Source organism: Pelomonas sp. V22 (genome assembly GCF_030014915.1).
Classification (GTDB): domain Bacteria; phylum Pseudomonadota; class Gammaproteobacteria; order Burkholderiales; family Burkholderiaceae_C; genus JAUASW01.
Window position 1 is genome coordinate 1,853,328 of sequence record NZ_JAGIXS010000001.1, and the last position, 17,078, is coordinate 1,870,405.

Annotated in this window: 14 protein-coding genes; all 14 read right to left on the reverse strand. The window is 69.9% G+C overall.

Features of this window, described 5'->3' with window-relative positions; genetic code table 11:
* Positions 1 to 110: 110 nt before the first annotated feature.
* The 14 genes from glk to gcvPA all read right to left on the reverse strand — a co-directional run bounded on the left by glk (position 111) and on the right by gcvPA (position 17,021).
* Positions 111 to 1,097, reverse strand: a complete 987-nt coding sequence (gene glk, locus J7U46_RS08395) for a glucokinase (RefSeq protein ID WP_282824654.1) — start codon at positions 1,095 to 1,097, stop codon at positions 111 to 113.
* Positions 1,094 to 2,164: a LacI family transcriptional regulator gene (locus J7U46_RS08400; RefSeq protein WP_282824656.1), complete on the reverse strand. Its 1,071-nt coding sequence runs from the start codon at positions 2,162 to 2,164 to the stop codon at positions 1,094 to 1,096. The genes glk and J7U46_RS08400 overlap by 4 nt, the downstream gene beginning before the upstream one ends.
* The gene (locus J7U46_RS08405; protein WP_282824658.1) at positions 2,164 to 3,876 is read right to left on the reverse strand and encodes a trehalase family glycosidase; all 1,713 of its coding nucleotides are present in this window, start codon (positions 3,874 to 3,876) and stop codon (positions 2,164 to 2,166) included. The genes J7U46_RS08400 and J7U46_RS08405 overlap by 1 nt, the downstream gene beginning before the upstream one ends.
* Positions 3,873 to 4,715: a carbohydrate ABC transporter permease gene (locus J7U46_RS08410; RefSeq protein ID WP_282824660.1), complete on the reverse strand. Its 843-nt coding sequence runs from the start codon at positions 4,713 to 4,715 to the stop codon at positions 3,873 to 3,875. The genes J7U46_RS08405 and J7U46_RS08410 overlap by 4 nt, the downstream gene beginning before the upstream one ends.
* Complete coding sequence (locus J7U46_RS08415) at positions 4,712 to 5,764, reverse strand: sugar ABC transporter permease (protein ID WP_282824662.1); 1,053 nt, start codon at positions 5,762 to 5,764, stop codon at positions 4,712 to 4,714. Before J7U46_RS08415 ends, J7U46_RS08410 begins: the two co-directional genes overlap by 4 nt.
* Entirely contained in the window at positions 5,761 to 6,966 is a 1,206-nt protein-coding gene (locus J7U46_RS08420; RefSeq protein WP_282824663.1) for a sugar ABC transporter substrate-binding protein, read from the reverse strand. The genes J7U46_RS08415 and J7U46_RS08420 overlap by 4 nt, the downstream gene beginning before the upstream one ends.
* Positions 6,963 to 8,027, reverse strand: coding sequence for a sn-glycerol-3-phosphate ABC transporter ATP-binding protein UgpC (gene ugpC, locus J7U46_RS08425; protein ID WP_282824664.1), 1,065 nt, complete (start codon positions 8,025 to 8,027; stop codon positions 6,963 to 6,965). Before ugpC ends, J7U46_RS08420 begins: the two co-directional genes overlap by 4 nt.
* Before the next feature lies 1 nt (position 8,028).
* Positions 8,029 to 8,799: a sugar phosphate isomerase/epimerase gene (locus J7U46_RS08430; protein ID WP_282824665.1), complete on the reverse strand. Its 771-nt coding sequence runs from the start codon at positions 8,797 to 8,799 to the stop codon at positions 8,029 to 8,031.
* Positions 8,796 to 9,911 (reverse strand): Gfo/Idh/MocA family oxidoreductase, encoded by a 1,116-nt coding sequence (locus J7U46_RS08435; protein ID WP_282824668.1) that lies wholly within the window; start codon positions 9,909 to 9,911, stop codon positions 8,796 to 8,798. Before J7U46_RS08435 ends, J7U46_RS08430 begins: the two co-directional genes overlap by 4 nt.
* On the reverse strand, positions 9,908 to 11,944 hold the full coding sequence (locus J7U46_RS08440) for an aldo/keto reductase (protein ID WP_282824670.1): 2,037 nt from the start codon (positions 11,942 to 11,944) through the stop codon (positions 9,908 to 9,910). Before J7U46_RS08440 ends, J7U46_RS08435 begins: the two co-directional genes overlap by 4 nt.
* A gap of 125 nt (positions 11,945 to 12,069) precedes the next feature.
* Positions 12,070 to 12,861 carry a glucose 1-dehydrogenase gene (locus J7U46_RS08445; RefSeq protein ID WP_282824672.1) on the reverse strand — a complete coding sequence of 264 codons (792 nt, stop codon included), beginning with the start codon at positions 12,859 to 12,861 and terminating at the stop codon, positions 12,070 to 12,072.
* A 38-nt stretch (positions 12,862 to 12,899) separates the two neighbouring features.
* Positions 12,900 to 13,994 (reverse strand): ATP-NAD kinase family protein, encoded by a 1,095-nt coding sequence (locus J7U46_RS08450; protein ID WP_282824674.1) that lies wholly within the window; start codon positions 13,992 to 13,994, stop codon positions 12,900 to 12,902.
* Between the two features lie 7 nt (positions 13,995 to 14,001).
* Complete coding sequence (gene gcvPB / locus J7U46_RS08455; protein WP_282824676.1) at positions 14,002 to 15,621, reverse strand: aminomethyl-transferring glycine dehydrogenase subunit GcvPB; 1,620 nt, start codon at positions 15,619 to 15,621, stop codon at positions 14,002 to 14,004.
* A 5-nt stretch (positions 15,622 to 15,626) separates the two neighbouring features.
* On the reverse strand, positions 15,627 to 17,021 hold the full coding sequence (gene gcvPA / locus J7U46_RS08460; protein ID WP_282824678.1) for an aminomethyl-transferring glycine dehydrogenase subunit GcvPA: 1,395 nt from the start codon (positions 17,019 to 17,021) through the stop codon (positions 15,627 to 15,629).
* Positions 17,022 to 17,078 lie beyond the last annotated feature (57 nt).

The following is a 17,078-nucleotide window of genomic DNA, read 5'->3' on the forward strand; positions in this document are numbered from 1 at the left end:
GGGCAAAGCGAAGCCCCTGCAGGACCGCCAGGCGGCCTCGCATGCATGCTTCGGTTGGGGACGGTCACGCCCAGCCCGGGGCGCGCCGTTTTCTGGTTAGGCGGGCGGCTTCATAGCGCGCGGCTCGCTCCGAGCAGGGCTGGCGGTTCCCGGCTCGCAATCACATGGGACGGCACCTCGCGCATATAGCCGGCCAGGCGCCCCTTGGCCTCGAAGCGCGGGCGGAAGTCCGAGCGCATGAAGCGTTCGCGCCCGAGGCGCGGCACGATGCCACCGCCGATGTAGACACCGCCGCGCGCGCCCAGCGAGAGCACCAGATCGCCCGCCACATCGCCGAGGAAGGCGCAGAACAGCGCCAGCACCTCGGCCGCCGCCGGCTCGCCGGCCAGCGCCTGCTGCAGCAGCTCGGCGGGAACGGGCTCACGGTCCAGCGCCTGGCCGTCGACCTCGGCCAGGGCCATGCGCAGATGGGCAAGACCTGGCCCCGACAGCACGCGCTCGGCCGAGACCCGCCCGAAGCGCTGGCGCAGCTTCGAGAGCAAGGCCTCCTCGCGCTCGTTCTGCGGCGCCAGGCCCACATGGCCGCCCTCGGTCTGCAGGGCGATCCATTGCCTGTCGCCTTGAGGCACCAGGCCCGAGACACCCAGCCCGGTGCCCGGCCCTATCACCGCCAGCGGCCCGGTTGCGCCGGTGCTGGGCCCGCCCACATGCCAGAAGTCGGGCTCGGGCAGGGCCGGTATCGCCAGCGCCAGGGCGGTGAAGTCATTCAGCACCACCAGGCGCTGCAGCTCCAGTTGCCGATGCAGGGCCTGGGCCGAGAAGGCCCAGTCGCGGTTGGTCAGGCGGATCTGGTCGTCCAGCACGGCCGTGGCCACGCCCAGTGCCGCCTGCGTGGGGCGGGCCGCACCGGCCGCATCCAGGTTCTGCAGGTAGCGCTGCAGGCAGTCGCCCAGGTCGCGGTGGGCATCGCAGGCCAGGGTCTGCACATGCTCGATGGCAGCGCCATCGCCGCCCTGCCAGCCCAGGCGCACATTGGTGCCGCCCACGTCGGCCAGCAGGCGGGGGCCGCCGCCCTTGCGGGGTCCGATCTCGATCATCTTGAATCTCCTCCTCGTTCTTGTGATGCAGGGCCGCTGCAATGGTCCGGCTGGCGCTCGATCAGCGCGGCCTGCTCCAGCACGCAGAGCTGGTCCACCGGCTCGCCTTCCAGGCGGCGCAGCAGCAGCTGGCCGAGCTGCCGGCCGGCGCCGTGCAGCGAGGCGTAGTAGGTGGACAGCGGCGGCACGAAATAGGCGCTGACATTGCTGTCGTCGGTGGCCACCACCGTCGCCTCGCGGCCGGCCTGCCAGCCCAGCTCGGCAAAGGCCGAGAGCGCGCCCAGGGCGCCGTATTCATTCGCGCACACGAAGGCGGTGGGCCGTGGCCGGCGCTGCGCCAGTTCCAGCACCAGGCGGCGGCCATCGGCGGCCGAGAGGCCCGAGCATTGGGTCAGAGCCGGGTCGTGGGCGATGCCGGCCTCGCGCAGCGCACGGCGGTGGCCGGCGTCGCGGTGCTGGCTGTACATCAGCTCGGCCGGCGGATTCAGCATGGCGATGTGCCTGTGGCCACGCTCGATCAGGCGGCGCGTGGCCTGGTAGGCCATGTCCTCGTGGTCGGTGTCGTACCAGGGGTGAGGCGTGGCCAGCGCGCTGCGGCCATAGCTGACGAAGGGAAAGTCCTGCTCCAGCAGGTAGCGGATGCGCTCGTCCTGCGGCCGGGTCTGGGTCAGCACCAGGCCGTCGACGCGGCGCGTCTCGACCAGCTTGCGCAGGCCGGCCACCGGGTCTTCATCGGGCAGCTCGGGCTGCACCACGAGGCTGTAGAAGGTGCCGGCCAGCGAGGCATGCAGGCCCGAGACCAGGGCCATGAAGCCGCTGTCGGTGAAGTCCTGCTCGCTGTCTTCCACCGGCAGCACGATGGACAGCGTGTAGGTCTTGCCAGTGCGCAGCTTCACGCCGGCCAGGTTGGGCGTGTAGCCCAGCTCGCGCGCGGCGGCCTTGACCAGCTCGCGCGTCTCAAGCTTCACCTCGGGCCCGTCCTGCAGCGCCCGCGAGACCGTGCCCAGCGAGAGTCCGGTGTGGCGCACCAGGGTCTTGAGGGTGACTTTGGTGGGGACTTCGCTCATCAGCTTGCTTCCTTCTTGGCGTGCAGGCGGTGGCCCAGCAACAGGGCCACGCTGGAGGTCCAGGTGAACGCCGGGTCGCGCAGCGGCGCGCCTGTCTGGGCCTCGTGGTTTTCAGAGAGCCCCGAAGCCGCGCACATCGCGGTGTAGCGCCGCGCCAGTTCGTCGGCGAGGTCGGGGCGGCCGCAGCGGTCCAGGGCGTCGACGAAGAGCAGGCTTGTCGGCGCCCAGATCGGGCCGCGCCAGTAGCCATCGGCACGGTAGTGCGGGCTGCGCTGCGATTCGGTGGCGAGGCCATGCGGGCTCAGGAAGCGGCCGGGCTCGAACAGCTCGGCCAGCAGCCGCTCGCGCACCTCGGCCGGCAGGCGCTGGCCCAGCAGCAGCGGCATGAAGGCAATCAGGCTGTCGCCATCCGCGTCCACCGCCTGGCCATCGCTCAGGCGTGCCACGAAGCGTTCGCCGGTCCAGAGTTGCGCCATCAGCCGCTCGAACAAGGCGTCGGCCTCGCCGCGCCATTCGCGGGCCTGCGCCGGGCGGTCCAGCAGCTCGGCCAGGGCCGCCAGCTCTTCCAGCTGCAAGACCAGGAAGCTAGCGAGATCGGGGCTTTGCAGCGGAGTGCCTTGCAGGAAGACGGTGGCGTTGTCCCAGCCGGCGTCGTTGCCATGGTCGTAGGCCGGCAGGCCGCCCTCGGGGGCCGTGGCCAGCCAGCTGCGCGCCTGCGCGGCCAGCCAGTCGTGCATCTGCGCACAGCGCGCAGCCGACCAGGGTGCCAGGCGGCGCAGTTGTGCGACGGTCCAGCCATGCACCGGCGGCTTGGTGAAGCGCCAATAGGCCTGCAGGTCGTTGGCAAAGTCCGGCAGGCGGCCGCTCGCATGCTGCAGCTCGAACAGCACGGCCAGCTGCTGCCAGGCGCGCTCGGGTTGGCCGGCGCCCAGGGCCAAGGCATTGAAGCAATGGTCCCAGCTCCAGATGTTGGTCATCCAGTTCTTGGACATGTACATGGCCGGGTGGTGCAAGCGCCCTTCCGCCGGCACCAGGCAGGACCAGGTGATGTAGGCCGCCAGGCGGCGCAGCGGGGCCAGGTCTTGCGCCACCGGCAGGGTGCAGGCCAACCAGGCCTGAAAGTCGGCATCAACCTCCGTGCGTGCGGCGGCAAAGCTGGCCACGTCGAGCCGTGCCGGCATCGCGCGGTAGAGGTGCACGGAAGCTGCCAAGGCGCCGGCGTCATCGGGCAACAGCGCGAGCGCAATGTGCTCGGCGCGCTGGCCCTGCCAGGGCGCGTCCAGGGCGAGGCGCCCTTCGGCGAGGGCCACGCGGGCCGACAGGTCCTGGCTGGCGCAGCTCACATGCACGGCCCGCTCGGAGAGCCGCTGGGCATAGTCGTAGCGCTTGCTTTGCAACGTCAGCTGCAGGCCGAGGCCGCGAGCTTGAATGGCCAGGGTGTCGGCATCGGCCCAGGCCAGCTGCAGCTCGCCCTCGGCGGCGCGGAAGCTCAGCACATCGGGCTGCAGATGCCATTGCCCTTGCACCGCACGACCCTCGGCATCGAGCGGCTGCAGCTGGAACAGGCGGCCCAAGTCGGTGTGCTCGTCGCCGCCGCGCAGGGAGCGCAGCCAGAAGGCCTGGTCCTCGGCCAGCCAGGACACGCAGAGCCAGCTCTCGCGCCGCGAGAACGGCACGCGGTGAGGATCGAAAAGCTGCAGCAGCGCGCTCATCCCTTGACGGCGCCGGCACTGGCGCCCTCCATGATGTGGCGCTGGGCCAGGAAGAACAGCAAGAGCGGCGGCAGGCACAGCAGCACGGTCATGGCGGCGATGGAGCTCAGGTTGTTGGCATGCAGGCCGCGGAACTGGGCCAGGCCCAGCGGCAGCGTGTAGGTGCTCTGGTCGTTCAGGAAGATCAGCGGGCCGAGGTAGTCGTTCCAGCTGCCGAGGAACTGGAAGGTGCCCACCAGCACCAGGGCCGGCGCCATCAGCGGCAGGTGGATGCGCCAGTAGATCTGCCAGGCATTGGCGCCGTCCATGCGCGCGGCCTCGTCGAGCTCGCGCGGGATGCTCATGATGAACTGGCGCAGCAGGAAGATGTAGAAGGCCGCGCCGAAGAAGTTGGGCACGATCAGCGGCTTCAGGGTGTTGATCCAGCCCAGCCAGTTGAACTGCATGTACAGCGGGATCATGGTCACGTCCCAGGGAATCATCATCGAGCCCAGCACCACCATGAAGAGCGCATCGCGGCCCCGGAACTCGAAGCGCGCAAAGCCGTAGGCCACCAGGCTGGACGAGAACAGCTGCCCGACGGTCGAGAGCACGCCCACCAGCAGCGAGTTCCACAGGAACTGGCCGAAGGGCTGGGCGGCCCAGGCCTCGGCGAAGTTGTCCCAGCGCGGCAGGGCCGGCCACCACACGGGCGGCCAGGTGTAGAGCTCGCTGCTCGACTTGAGCGCGCTCACCAGCGTCCAGTACAGCGGCAAGGCAAAGGCCAGGGCCAGGCCCAGCATCAGCGTGTAGTAGGCCAGGCGGCGGGCATGGCAGGCGGCGTCGAAAGGCTTCTTCATGAGCGGCCTCCATCGCCACGCTTCACCTCGTTCTCGTAGAACACCCACAGGCTGGAGAAGCGCATCACGCTCATGGACAGCAGCAGGATCAGCAGGAACAAGAGCCAGGACAGGGCCGAGGCATAGCCCATGTCGAAGTACTTGAAGGCCGTGTCGTAGACATACATGGCCAGCATGTAGGTGGACTTGAGCGGGCCGCCCTCGGTCAGCAGCAGGGCGAGCGTGAGCTGCTGGAAGGCGGCGATCAGCGTGGTGACGAGGTTGAACAGCAGCACCGGCGAGAGCAGGGGCAAGGTGACGTGCGTGAACTGCTTGAGCCGCGACACACCGGCCAGCGCAGCCGCCTCGTACAGGTCCACCGGGATGGCCTTGAGCCCGGCCAGGAAGACGAGCATGGTGCCGCCCAGGCTCCAGAGGCTGGCGATCACCACCGACCACATGGCCCAGCGCGGGCTGCCCAGCCAGTTCACGGCGTCCAGGCCCACGAGGCCGAGCAGGTAGTTCAGGAGGCCGTACTCTTGGCTGTAGATCCAGCTCCAGATCGTCACCAGGGCCACGCCCGACAGCATGCTCGGCAGGTAGAACAGCGTACGGAAAAGGCCCTGACCGACGGCCCGGCGGTTCAGCAGCAGCGCCAGGCCAAGCGCGCCGGCCAGGTGCAACGGCACATAGAGCAGGGCAAAGCGGCCGGTGACGGCGAGCGCATCCCAGAAGTCGTCGTCGCTCGCGAGGATGCGGCGGTAGTTGTCCAGGCCCACGAAGCGCTCGCCGCCCATCAGCGGCCAGTCGAAGAAGCTGGTGTAGAGCGAGTACAGCAGCGGGCCCAGCGTGAACGCGAGAAAGCCCAGCACCCAGGGCGCGACCAGCAGGTAGGGCGTGAGACCGCTGGGCCAGCGCAGCCGGCGGGCCGCACGCCGGGCCGCTCCCAAGGCGGCCCGCTCGGACGGGTGATCGCGGTTCGACGCCGCGATCACCACCGCCGCCTCGGGGGGCCGTCCGGGTTGCCGCCCGTCCAGGGCCGGCAAGCTGGGCGAGGGGCTCACATTCATTGCAGCTTCCTTTCCGCCTTCAGAGCAGCGCGCTGAAGGATGGCCGCCACATCGCCCTTCTTCAGGAACACCTCCTGGATCGCATCGCGCACCACGCCCGAGGCGCGGGTCCAGCGCGGGTTCAGCAGGAAGGCCGGCGCCTCCTGCATGCTCAGCGCCATCGCATAGAAGGGCTGGACTTGCGGGTCGTCTTGCAAGCGCAGCTCGCGGGCCACGCTCATCAGCACTGGCAGGTCGCCCTGGCGCAGGCGCACGGCCTCGACGCTGCTGTAGAAGCGGATGAACTGCCAGGCCAGCTCCTTGTGCTGGGAGTCGCGCGCGATGGCCAGCGAGGACACGCTGACCACGCTCTGCGCCGGCCGCCCCTGGAAGCTGGGCAGCGGCGCCACGCCGTAGCGCTTGCCGTCGCGCGCCAGTTCGAGCCGGAAGGCGGCGCCGTCCATCAGCATGGCCACGCGGTCGGCCACGAAAAGCTGGCGCTGGTTCTTGCCATCGCCCACGCCCAGCGTGGCCGCGAGGCCCTGGTCCAGCAGGCCGAGCAGGAGGCTGAACATGGCCTGCGAAGCCGGTGAGTCGAACTCACCCTGCAGCGTCTTGCCATCGGCCGCCAGCATGCGCGTGCCGGCGCTCCAGAGATAACCCTGAAAGTCGTAGGGGTCCGGCGCCACGTCCAGGCCATAGCCATAGACCTTGGCCGCCGGGCGGCTGAGTTTCTGCGACAGCGCGCGCAAGTCCTCCCAGCGCCAGCCGGCTTGCGGATAGGCGAGGCCGGCGCGGTCGAACATGTCCTTGTTGTAGTAGATGACCTGGCTGGTGAAACCGGCCGGCACGCCGTAGAGGCGGCCGTCCACCGTGGCGAAGCGCAGGAGGCCGGGCACCAGGTCGGCCGCATCGAAAGCAGCCTGGCGGGCCTGGTAGGCATCGAGCGGCTCCAGCACGCGGTGATAGAGCGGGAAGTTCCACATCATCATCACGTCGGGCGGGTTGCGCGCGCCCATGGCGGCCGAGAGCTTCTGGTTGAAGCCGGCGCCATAGGCCTCGACCTGCACGCGCACGCCGGGATGGCGCTGCTCGAAGGCAGCGGCGATGCGGCGCTGGATGTCCAGGTTCTCGCTGCCGTCCCAGGTGGCGAAGCGCAGCACCTGGGCCATGGCCCACCCGGGGCTCAGCAACAGGGCGCACGCCAGCAGGAGATGCTTCATGCCAGTGCCAGTGCTTCTCGCACGGTCTCGCTCAAGGGCTTGCTCATGGCCCGGCCTTCGGCATCGAAGGCATGCAGGTGCTCGTCCATCACGTCGAGGCCCAGGGTCTCGCCCTGCTGCACCGCATGCCCGCCGTCCACGCTGGCGGTCAGCGCATGGCCATTGGCGAGGCGCAGGTGCACGAGGCTGTGCGCGCCCAGGCGCTCGACCATGCGCACCTCGGCGCGCAAGGCACCTGCCGCGCCGAGCCGCAGATGCTCGGGGCGTATGCCCAACGTGACCGCGCCCTCGCGCGCTACACCTCCAGCAAACGCGCCGGCCAGGGCCGCAGCCGGCAGCAGGTTCATGCGCGGCGAGCCTATGAACCCGGCCACGAAGAGGTCAGCCGGCGCGTGATAGAGCTCCAGTGGCTTGCCGACCTGGGCGATGCGGCCCTGGTTCAGCACCACGACCTTGTCGGCCAGGGTCATGGCCTCCACCTGGTCGTGGGTGACGTAGATCATCGTGGCCTGCAGCTTCTGGTGCAGGCGTGCCAGCTCCATGCGGGTGTTCTCGCGCAGGGCAGCATCGAGGTTGGACAGCGGCTCATCGAACAGGAAGATGCGGGGCTGGCGCACGATGGCGCGGCCTATGGCCACGCGCTGGCGCTGGCCGCCGCTGAGCTGGCGCGGCTTGCGCTCCAGCAGGTCTTCGAGCTGCAGCATGCGCGCCGCTTCGGCAATGCGCGCCTCGATCTCGCCCTTGGGCCGGCCGCGCAGGCTGAGGCCGAAGGCCAGGTTCTTGCGCACCGACATGTGCGGGTAGAGCGCATAGCTCTGGAACACCATGGCCAGGTCGCGCTCGGCCGGCGGCAGCTCGTTGATGCGCCGGCCGTCCATCCTCAGCTCGCCGCCCTGCACCGCTTCCAGGCCGGCAATGCAGCGCAAGAGCGTGGACTTGCCGCAGCCCGAAGGGCCGAGGAAGCAGACGAACTCGCGGTCGGCGATCTCGAGGTCGATGTCCTTCAGGACGTCCACCGGGCCGAAGCGCTTGCACAGCGCCTGGATGCTGAGCTGGGCCATGTCAGTGCAGGCGCTCGCTGAGATAGCGCAGGCCCACGCGCGCCGTGCGCGCTGGCTGGCTCGGGTGGTCGTGCTCGACGATGAAGGTCTGCAGCCGCGCGGCCAGGCCGGGCAGCCACTGGCCCCAGGGCAGGCGGCCCTCGCCCAGCGTGGCCCAGCCCTGCTCGGCCGGCTCTCCGTGGCCGTCGGGCGCCAGGTCCTTCACATGGACCGACTGCAGGCGCGCGGCATGGCGCGACAGCCAGGCGGCCGGGTCTTCGCCGGCGCGCGCCACCCAGGCCACGTCGGGCTGCCAGCGCAGGCTGGGCGCGGCTTCGAACAGCGTCTCCAGCGCCGTGCGGCCGTCCGCCAGGCGCTCGAACTCGAAGGCATGGTTGTGATAGGCCAGGGCAATGCCCTTGGACGCGAGAACCTGGGCGTATTGCTCGAGCTGCGCGGCCAGCGCGAGCCAGCCGGCGCGGTCTGCAGGCCGCTCGCCTTCGTCCAGCCAGGGCATCACCAGCTGCTGGCAGCCCAGGGCCTGCAAGGCGTGCAGGATCTCGGGCAGGCGCTGACCGAGGTCGCTCATCTCCACATGCATGGAGGCGAGGCCCATGCCGCTCGCTTGCAGTGTGGCCACGAAGGCCTCGGCCGGGAGGCTGTGCAGGGCCTCGCTCTCCACCCAGACGTAGCCGGCCTCGCGGGCCAGGGCGAGGCGCGCGGCCAGGTCGCCGGCGCTGCGCACGGTGTAGAGCTGCAGGGCGATCTTGATCAGGGGCTGGGGCTTCTTCATGCGGCGACCTCGCAGGCGATCTGCTTTTCAAAGCCGAGCGGCAGCGGTGCGGGCCGCTCGCAGCGCGTGCTCAGGCTCACCGGGCTGGCCTTGGCGGCGGCGCGCAGCGTGGCATCCATGATCTCGAGCACATGCAGGGCCAGCTCGCCGCTGGCGCGGTGCGGCTGGCCGGCGCGCAGGGCAGCGGCCATCTCGGCAACGCCCAGGCCGCGCAGACGACCGGTGAAGGCACGCGGGGCCAGGTCTTGCCACTCGCCGTCGGTCTCGCAAACGCTCAAGGCGCCGCCGAACTGGTTGGGATCGGGCAGCACCACCGAGCCCTGCTCCCCATAGAGCTCGATGTGGCTGCTCTTGTGCTTCCACACGTCGAAGCTGGTGCTGAGCGTGACGAAGGCGCCGGCCTCGAACTCCAGGCCCGCCACCACATGGGTGGGCGTCTCGACGGCGATGCTCTGGCCCTGGCGCGGGCCGCGCGGCACCGTGCGCGGCGCCCAGCTCGTGTGCGCCATGCCGCTCACGCGGCGCACCGGGCCGAGCAGTTGCACCAGCTGGGTCAGGTAGTAGACGCCCATGTCCATCAGCGGGCCGGCACCGGGGCGGTAGAAAAAGGCAGGATTGGGATGCCAGTCGTCCGGGCCGCGCTCCATCATGCTGGCCTGCCCGGCCACGATGCGGCCCAGGCGGCCGCTGTCCACCAGCGCACGCGCGGCCTGGCCGGCACCACCGAGGAAGGTGTCGGGCGCGCAGCCTATGCGGCGGCCGCTCGCGGCGGCGGCCTCCATCAGGCGCTGGCCGTCGTCGAAGCTCGCGGCCAGCGGCTTCTCGGTGTAGAGATGCTTGCCGGCCTGCAGCACCTGGCGGCCCACGGCCAGGTGGGCGTCGGGCGGGGTCAGGTTGATGATGATCTCGGCGTCGCCGGCCAGCAGTTCGGCCGGCGTCTGGGCCACGATGCCGAACTCGGCGGCACGGGCCTCGGATGCCGATGCGCGGGCATCGGCCACCGCGACCAGCTGCAGATTGCCGAAGGCCGCGAGGCCCTGGGCATAGGCCGGGAAGATGTCGCCGGCGCCGATGATGGCGACCTTGGTGGGCTCACTCGTGGCCCTGCTCACAGCGGCGCCCCCAGATCGGCCAGGTCCAGCCAGGCCAGTTCTTCGGCGCTCAGCTGCACGTCGAGCCCGCGCATCGAGCTGGCGGTTTCGGCAATGCTGCGCGGGCCAATCAGGCTGAAGGCCGGGAAGCCCTGGGCCAGCACCCAGGCCAGCGCGATGTTGATGGCCGAGCAGCCCTTCTTGGCGGCCAGCTCGCGGGCCCGCGCGAGGCGCTGGAAGTTGGCCTCGCTGTACCAGCAGCGCACCAGCTCCTCGTCGTCCTGCTGGCCCGGTGCGGCGCGGCCCTCGACGAAGAAGCCGCGCGCCTGCGAGGACCAGGCGAACAGCGCCAGGCCCTGGTCAGCGAGCCAGCGGCGCGAGTCCGGATCGCCGGCCGAGACGCAGCCGCGCCAGATCGGCGCTTGCATGCGCGCCAGGCTGAGCTGGTTGTTGACCAGCGAGAAGCCCTGCTGACCGGTCTTGGCCGCATAGGCATTGGCCTCGGCCACGCGCGGGAGCGACCAGTTGCTGCCGCCAAAGGCCTGGAAGCGGCCAAGGCGGCGCTGCTCATTGAGCGCGTCGATGAACTCGCCCACCGGCACCTCGGGGTTGTCGCGGTGCAGGATGTAGAGGTCGGCGCTGTCGGTCTGCAGGCGGGCCAGGCTCTCAGCCAGCTCGCGGCGCATGCCCTCGGGCGTGCAGTTCGGCGTGTGGGCGCCCTTGGCGATCAGCACGATCTCGTCGCGAACGCCGCGCGCCTTCATCCAGTCGCCGAAGATGGACTCGCAGTGCCCGCCCTCGAAGTCGTAGACCCAGGCGGTGTCGAAGGCATTGCCGCCGCGCTCCAGGTAGTCGTCGAACAGCGCGGCCGCGTAGGGCAGGGTCTCTTGATGGTCCACGCCCATGATCAGGCGCGAGACCGGCTTGGCAAGACCTGGCACCTGGCCGTAGCGCATGGGCGTGCCGGGGCGGCGTGCGATCGGCAGGCCGGCCAGGGTCTGGCGGCCCGCCAGCGCCGGCGCCTGTTCGCACGGATAGGTCAGGCCGATGGCGCGACGCCAGCGGTCCAGCGCCGCCAGGTTGCCGAGCGAATCGGCCGGGCTCATGGCCGGATGCGGCACGGCGCCGGCCTGAACGGCGGCGGCGAAGGCATCGGCTTCGTAGGCATAGAGGCCGCGGTCGGTGGTGATGGTCCAGCTCTTGGCCAGCGCTTCATCAACCCACAGCTCGATGCGGCTCTCGCCGGCACCTGCACCGGCGCCGTACCAGGGGCATGGCACGACCAGCGCGCCCTGGCTGCCGGCGAGGCGCAGCGATTCCTCCTGCTCAAAGCTCACGGCCGTGGCGATCTGGGCCGCGATGTCGCCGGGGAAGCGCAGCGTGGCGAGGGCCCAGCTGTCCACGCCCATGGACTCATGCAGACGGCCCATGGCCTGCATCTCGACCGGCTCGGCAAAGGCCTCGCCACAGGCCGCACCGGCCAACAGGCGGGCCATCGACATCGGGTAGCAGCCCACGTCCAGGATGCCGCCGCCGGCCAGGGCCGGCTCCCAGGTGCGCGAACCGGCACGCGGCGTGGAGGCGTAGCAGAACGAGGCCTGGATGTGGCGCAGCTCGCCGATCACGCCGCTCTTCAGCAGTTCCAGCAGCTGGGCCGTCTGCGGGAGGCAGCGGTACATGAAGGCTTCCATCAGCACACGGCCGGCGCGCTCTGCTTCATCAAAAGCGATCATGGCCTCGGCATGGTTGAGGCCCAGTGGCTTCTCGCACAGCACATGCTTGCCGGCGCGCAGGGCCCGCACGGTCCAGTGCAGGTGCTCGGTGTGCGGCAGGCCGATGTAGACGGCGTCCACGGCCGGGTTGGCCAGCAGCGCTTCGTAGCCCGCGTGGGCAGTGACTGCCGTGCCCGGCGCGGCATGGGCCTCGGCAAAGGCGCGGGCCTTGGCCTCGTCGCGGCTGGCCACGGCCACGAGGCCGCCGCTGTCGGTCTGGTGCAGGCCCTTGGCAAAAGCGCCCGAGATGTTCCCGGCGCCGATGATTCCCCAGTTCAGCATGGTGATTTGAAACGTTTTAACGAGTTAAATATATTGGCCGCATGCGGGTTCGCTCAGCAGGGAAACCCGGTGTGCCAGAGGTCAGCCAGCCATCAGGCAGACATCAGTCTGAAATCCGGCGCAAGTCAGGCAGAACCGGCCAGGCCGCCGCCGTCCACCACATACGCCGAGCCGGTGACGAAAGAGGCGCGCTCGCTGGCCAGGAAGAGCACGACCTGGGCAATCTCCTCGGCCTGGCCGACGCGCATCAGGGGGCGCGCATTGCCGGCCTCCACCAGGGCTGTCTCGGCCAGGCCCAGTTGCGCGGCTTCGTGGCGAAGCATGGCGGTGTCGGTGTCGCCGGGGCAGATGCTGTTGACGCGAATCTTCTGCGGCCCATGGTCCACGGCCATGGCGCGCGTCATGTTCACCACGGCGCCCTTGGCGGCGCAGTAGGAGACGGCGTCCTTGCCGCCAACCAGGCCCCAGCCCGAACCGGCATTGACGATGCTGCCGCCGCCCTGCTCGGCCATCACCGGCACGGCGAACTTGCTCATCAGGAAGATGGACTTGACGTTGACCGCCATCACCGCGTCCCAGTCGGCCTCGCTGGTGTCCACCACATTGGCGCGGCGCGTGATGCCGGCGTTGTTAAAGAGCACGTCGAGCCGGCCGTAGGCGGCCAGGGTTTCGCGCAGGCTGCGCTCGCAGTCGGCGGCCAAGGCCACATTGGCCTCGACAAAGACCGCCTCGCCACCGGCCTCGCGGATGGCCGCCACCGTGGCCTCGCCACCGGCGCGGTTCAGGTCGCAGACGACCACCTTGGCGCCCTCGCGGGCGAAGAGCTGGGCGGTGGCGCGGCCTATGCCGGAGCCGGCGCCGGTGATCAGGGTCACCTTGCCGGCGAGTTCGCCGCCGGCTGCTTGCTTGTTGTTCATGCGGGTCTCCATGTTCTTGTTCAGGTTCTTGTACAGATTCAGTCCGCCATCAGGGTCAGCAAGGCCTCGTCGCGCGGCCCGGTCAGCGCGCGCACGGGGCCGGCGTAGAGGGCATCGACGTCGGCCGAGCCGCAGTCCACCCGAAGCTGCATGCTCGCCAGCGCCTGCAGCTTGCGCGGCGTGATCAGGACCGTCAGCGCCGACGGCCCCAACGCCTGCAGCACACGCGGGCTCAGCGGCGCATTGCCCCGCCCCAGCACATGGCCCTGACCGCCGATGGCGGTGAGCCAGAGCCGCGCACCGGTGCGCCGCAGCACCAGCTCCCAGAGCTGGGCCTCGGTGGCATCGCAAAGCAGCAGCTGGCCATCCGCCACCACGTCCACGCCGATCAGGCTGCCGGCGACGCCGAGGGTTTGCTTCAGTGCCCAGGTCGTGGACCCGGGGCCTATCAGATGCAGACCCTCGCGCAGCTGCGGCAGCAGGCTCGCGGCCAGGCGCTCGGCATCGGCCGCGTCGCCCGCCTCGCTGCGCGCCTTGCGGCCTTGCAGCAGGCGCGCATCCACCGGCACGCGCAGCTGGCCGTAGAGCCGGGCCTGCACGCGTCCTTGCGCCAGGGCGGCTTCGTCCAGGTCCAGCACCTCGCGCGATTCGCAGACGCGGCGATGGCTGTTCAGATATGCCGCCGCCAGCCGCCCCGCCGCGCGCGGGCTGGCACCAAAGCAGGCCGACTGCAGCTTCACGCCGGCCGGAATGCCCAGCACCGGCACGGCCTCGCCCACGGCATCCAGCACGTCGCGCGCCGTGCCGTCGCCGCCGACGAACAGCAGCAGGCTCAGGTCTTGGTCGCGCATGGCCGCAGCGATCTCGCGCGTCTGCTGCGCCGTGCTGGGCCAGCAGCGCCGGCCGAGCACGGTGGGCTCCATCCCCTGGGCACACAGCAGGTCTTCGCCCATCGCGCCGGCACCGCAGACCCAGCTCGGCGCACACCCTGCCCGCAGCACGCGCACGGCCTCGGCTGCACGCTGCGCGGCCCAGCCCGGCGGCTCACCGCTGGGCTGGTAGGCGTCGCTGCCATGCAGGGCCAGGGGCCCGCCGGCACCGGCGATGGGGTTTATGATCAGGCCAACGCGCATGACTCACTCAGACGGCGCTGCCGTGCTCCTTCAGCTTGCGCTGCCAGGCGCGCCAGGTGATGGCCCAGCGCTTCGGGTCTTCGAGGTACTCGTCCTGCACGCGCTGGGTCGGGCAGTGGTGTGGGGCCGTCAGCACCAGCTCGGGCGTGCTGCGCGCCTCCTCGGCCACGCGGGCCATGATCTGCACGAACTCGTCCAGGTCGGCCCGCGAATAGGCCTCGGTGGGCTCGATGGTGGCGGGCTCGGGCACCACGTAAGGGTGGTGGCTGGTCCAGTAGTGCGTGCCGTAGTCGGCGGCACGCAGGCCGATGTCGCCGGAGCTGACGCCGGTCTGCTCGCAGAGCTCGGCCCAGCTGTAGCGCACCTGCTCGATGCGGCGCTTGCCGGTGGCATAGGGCGCACTGAGGCCCTCGATCTTGAGCAGCTTGCTCATCACGTAGTTGTTGTTCAGCACGGCGATCTCGGCCACCTCGCGCAGGCCCTCGGCGCCCAGGTTCATCACCCAGGCATAGGCACGCAGCACGATGCTGGCCGTGCCCATGAAGGCCGCCACCTTGCCGATGGATTGCGAATCGCCGGCATCGATGCGGTAGCGCTCGCCCTCCTTGACGATGCGCGGCCGGGGCAGGAAGGGCGCCAGCGCGGCCGTCACCGCACAGGCACCCACGGCCGGGCCGCCACAGGCATGGGGCGTGGCAAAGGTCTTGTGCAGGTTGAAGTGGCAGAGGTCGAAGCCGGCCTCGCGTGCCCGGGTGATGCCGAGCAGGCCGTTGGCATTGGCCTGGTCGTAGCAGGCCAGCGCGCCCACGGCATGGGCGGCCGCCACGAACTCGGCGATCTTGGGGTTGAAGATGCCGGTGTCCTCGGGGTTGGTGATGATCAGCGCGGCCGTGCGCGGCCCCACGGCCGCCTTCATCGCGGCAAGGTCGGGATAGCCATCGGCATCCGGGTAGAGCGTGATGACCTTGTAGCCCAGCACCTTGGCGCAGGCGGCGTCCGAAGGGTGGGAGAAAATGGTCGTGATGATCTCGTCTCGCTCACCCGCCTCGCCGCGCGACTCGAACCAGGCCCGCATCATCGCGATGTTGGCGTAGATGGCCTGCGAGCCCGAGCGCGGCTGCAGGCTCACGGCGTCCATGCCCGAGACCTCGCAGATCACCTGCTCCATCGCATGCATGACCTGCAAGATGCCCTGCACGGTGGACTCGTCCTGCAGCGGATGCAGCTCACTCATGCGCGCATCGCGGGCCAGTTGCTCGTTGATCTTGGGGTTGTATTTCATGGTGCAGGTGCCCTGCCCCACGTCCACGTTCAGGTCGGCGCCCAGGTTCTCCTGCGACAGGCGCAGGTAGTGGCGCAGCACGCGGTTCTGGCTCAGCTCGGGCAGGGCCGGCGCCTGCGCACGGCGCATGCCGGGCGGCAGTTCGACGAGGGCCGCTTGCGTCGCGCTGGCGAGGCCCGGCTCTAGTTCGGGCACGAGGATGGCGCGCTCGCCGGGCTGGCTGAGCTCGAAGATCACCGGCTCGTCCCAGCGCGCCTGCTGGTAGCGGCGCAGATTGGGTTTGCCGTCGGTGAAACGGTGGGCGGAGATGTTTTCCATGGCGCTGTTCTCGCTCTGCTTGCTCATCGGATTCATTGGGTCAGCAGCTCGCGCAGGGCGCTCACCAGGGTGTCGATGTCGGCCTGGCTGTGCAGCTCGGTGAAGGCGTAGAGAGCGCTCTGGCCCAGACTGGGGAAGGCCTGCGACAGATCGTGGCCACCGAAGATGCCGTGGCGCTCGCGCAGGGCCGCGTTGATCTGCGCCACCGTGAAGCCGCTGGCATTGAAGTCCAGCACGAACTCCTTGAAATGCGCCGTGCCGGCATGGGCCAGGCGCAGGCCCGGCACCGCACTGAGCTGCTGGCGCGCATAGGCCACGCGGCGCAGGATGCCCTCGCCCAGCTCCACCATGCCCTGCGGCCCCATGCTGGCGAGGTAGACCCCGGCGGTGATGCCCCACAGCGCGGCAGCCGTGCCGACGAACTCGTTGCCGTTCTCGCGCTTGTCGAACGAGGTGCGGTGGTAGGCCACGTCACCGAAGCCGTACTGGCCTGGGACCGAGGTCGGTGCGATGCCGAACAGGCGCGAGGGGTATTGCAGGACCAGGGCCTCGTCGTCGCGGCTGGCGATGAAGCCGCCATGACCGCCGCCATAGCTCATGTGCATGCCGAGCGGCTGGATGTCGCCGCAGACGAGGGTGGCGCCGTAATCGCCGGGCGGGGTCAGCACGCCGAGCGAGCTGGGGTCCACACCGACGACCAGCACGGCGCCCGCCTGTTGGACCAGGGCAGCCAGGGCCGCGCCTTCGTCGATGCCGCCGAAGTAGTTGGGCACGTCCACATAGAAGGCCGCCACCTGTGGGCTCAGCTTGGCTTGCAGGTCGGCGCGGTCCACCAGGCCGCTGGCGGCATCGAAGGCGACCTCGATGAACTGGATCTCGCTGCGCCCGTAAGTCTGCATGTGGGAGCGCTTGTCGGGGTTCACATTGGCAGCGACCAGGACCTGGCGGCGGCCCGTATGGCGGGCGGCCATACAGCAGGCGGTGGCGGCGGCTTGATAGCCGTCGTAGGTGGGCACGCTGACCACCTCGAGATTGAGCAGCTCGCCCATCATCGAGCCGTACTCCCACAGCGCCTGGAAGCGGCCGTGGTCGTCATAGGGCTCGCCGGCATAGGCGGTGAGGAACTCGCTGCGGCCGTTGATCTCGTCGCACAGGGCCGGCACATGGTGCTGGTAGCACCCACCTCCGAGGAAGCTCAGCACCTCGCCGCAATGGGTGTTCCGGGCCAGCAGGCCCTGCACATGGCGCTTCAGGCGCGCCTCCGAGAGCAGGGGTTCGGGCAGGTTCAGCGCGCGCGGGAGGCGCAGCGCGGCGGGAATGTCGGCATAGAACTCTTCGACTGAGGCCGCGCCAGTCGCTGCCAGCATGGCTGCCCGGACGGCTGGGACCGAGTTCGGGATATACGGGTAAACCTTAGATTTGCTCATGGACTCGGGACGTTGATTGAAACGTTTCGATATCGCTATTTCAGCTGCGCCACCTCA

What these genes read in the sequence shown, in the direction of transcription:
- glk (WP_282824654.1), bottom strand. Translation starts at nt 1,097, where the DNA reads ATGATCGAGATCGGACCCCGCAAGGGCGGCGGCCCCCGCCTGCTGGCC.
- J7U46_RS08400 (WP_282824656.1), bottom strand. Translation starts at nt 2,164, where the DNA reads ATGAGCGAAGTCCCCACCAAAGTCACCCTCAAGACCCTGGTGCGCCAC.
- J7U46_RS08405 (WP_282824658.1), bottom strand. Translation starts at nt 3,876, where the DNA reads ATGAGCGCGCTGCTGCAGCTTTTCGATCCTCACCGCGTGCCGTTCTCG.
- J7U46_RS08410 (WP_282824660.1), bottom strand. Translation starts at nt 4,715, where the DNA reads ATGAAGAAGCCTTTCGACGCCGCCTGCCATGCCCGCCGCCTGGCCTAC.
- J7U46_RS08415 (WP_282824662.1), bottom strand. Translation starts at nt 5,764, where the DNA reads ATGAATGTGAGCCCCTCGCCCAGCTTGCCGGCCCTGGACGGGCGGCAA.
- J7U46_RS08420 (WP_282824663.1), bottom strand. Translation starts at nt 6,966, where the DNA reads ATGAAGCATCTCCTGCTGGCGTGCGCCCTGTTGCTGAGCCCCGGGTGG.
- ugpC (WP_282824664.1), bottom strand. Translation starts at nt 8,027, where the DNA reads ATGGCCCAGCTCAGCATCCAGGCGCTGTGCAAGCGCTTCGGCCCGGTG.
- J7U46_RS08430 (WP_282824665.1), bottom strand. Translation starts at nt 8,799, where the DNA reads ATGAAGAAGCCCCAGCCCCTGATCAAGATCGCCCTGCAGCTCTACACC.
- J7U46_RS08440 (WP_282824670.1), bottom strand. Translation starts at nt 11,944, where the DNA reads ATGCTGAACTGGGGAATCATCGGCGCCGGGAACATCTCGGGCGCTTTT.
- J7U46_RS08445 (WP_282824672.1), bottom strand. Translation starts at nt 12,861, where the DNA reads ATGAACAACAAGCAAGCAGCCGGCGGCGAACTCGCCGGCAAGGTGACC.
- J7U46_RS08450 (WP_282824674.1), bottom strand. Translation starts at nt 13,994, where the DNA reads ATGCGCGTTGGCCTGATCATAAACCCCATCGCCGGTGCCGGCGGGCCC.
- gcvPB (WP_282824676.1), bottom strand. Translation starts at nt 15,621, where the DNA reads ATGAGCAAGCAGAGCGAGAACAGCGCCATGGAAAACATCTCCGCCCAC.
- gcvPA (WP_282824678.1), bottom strand. Translation starts at nt 17,021, where the DNA reads ATGAGCAAATCTAAGGTTTACCCGTATATCCCGAACTCGGTCCCAGCC.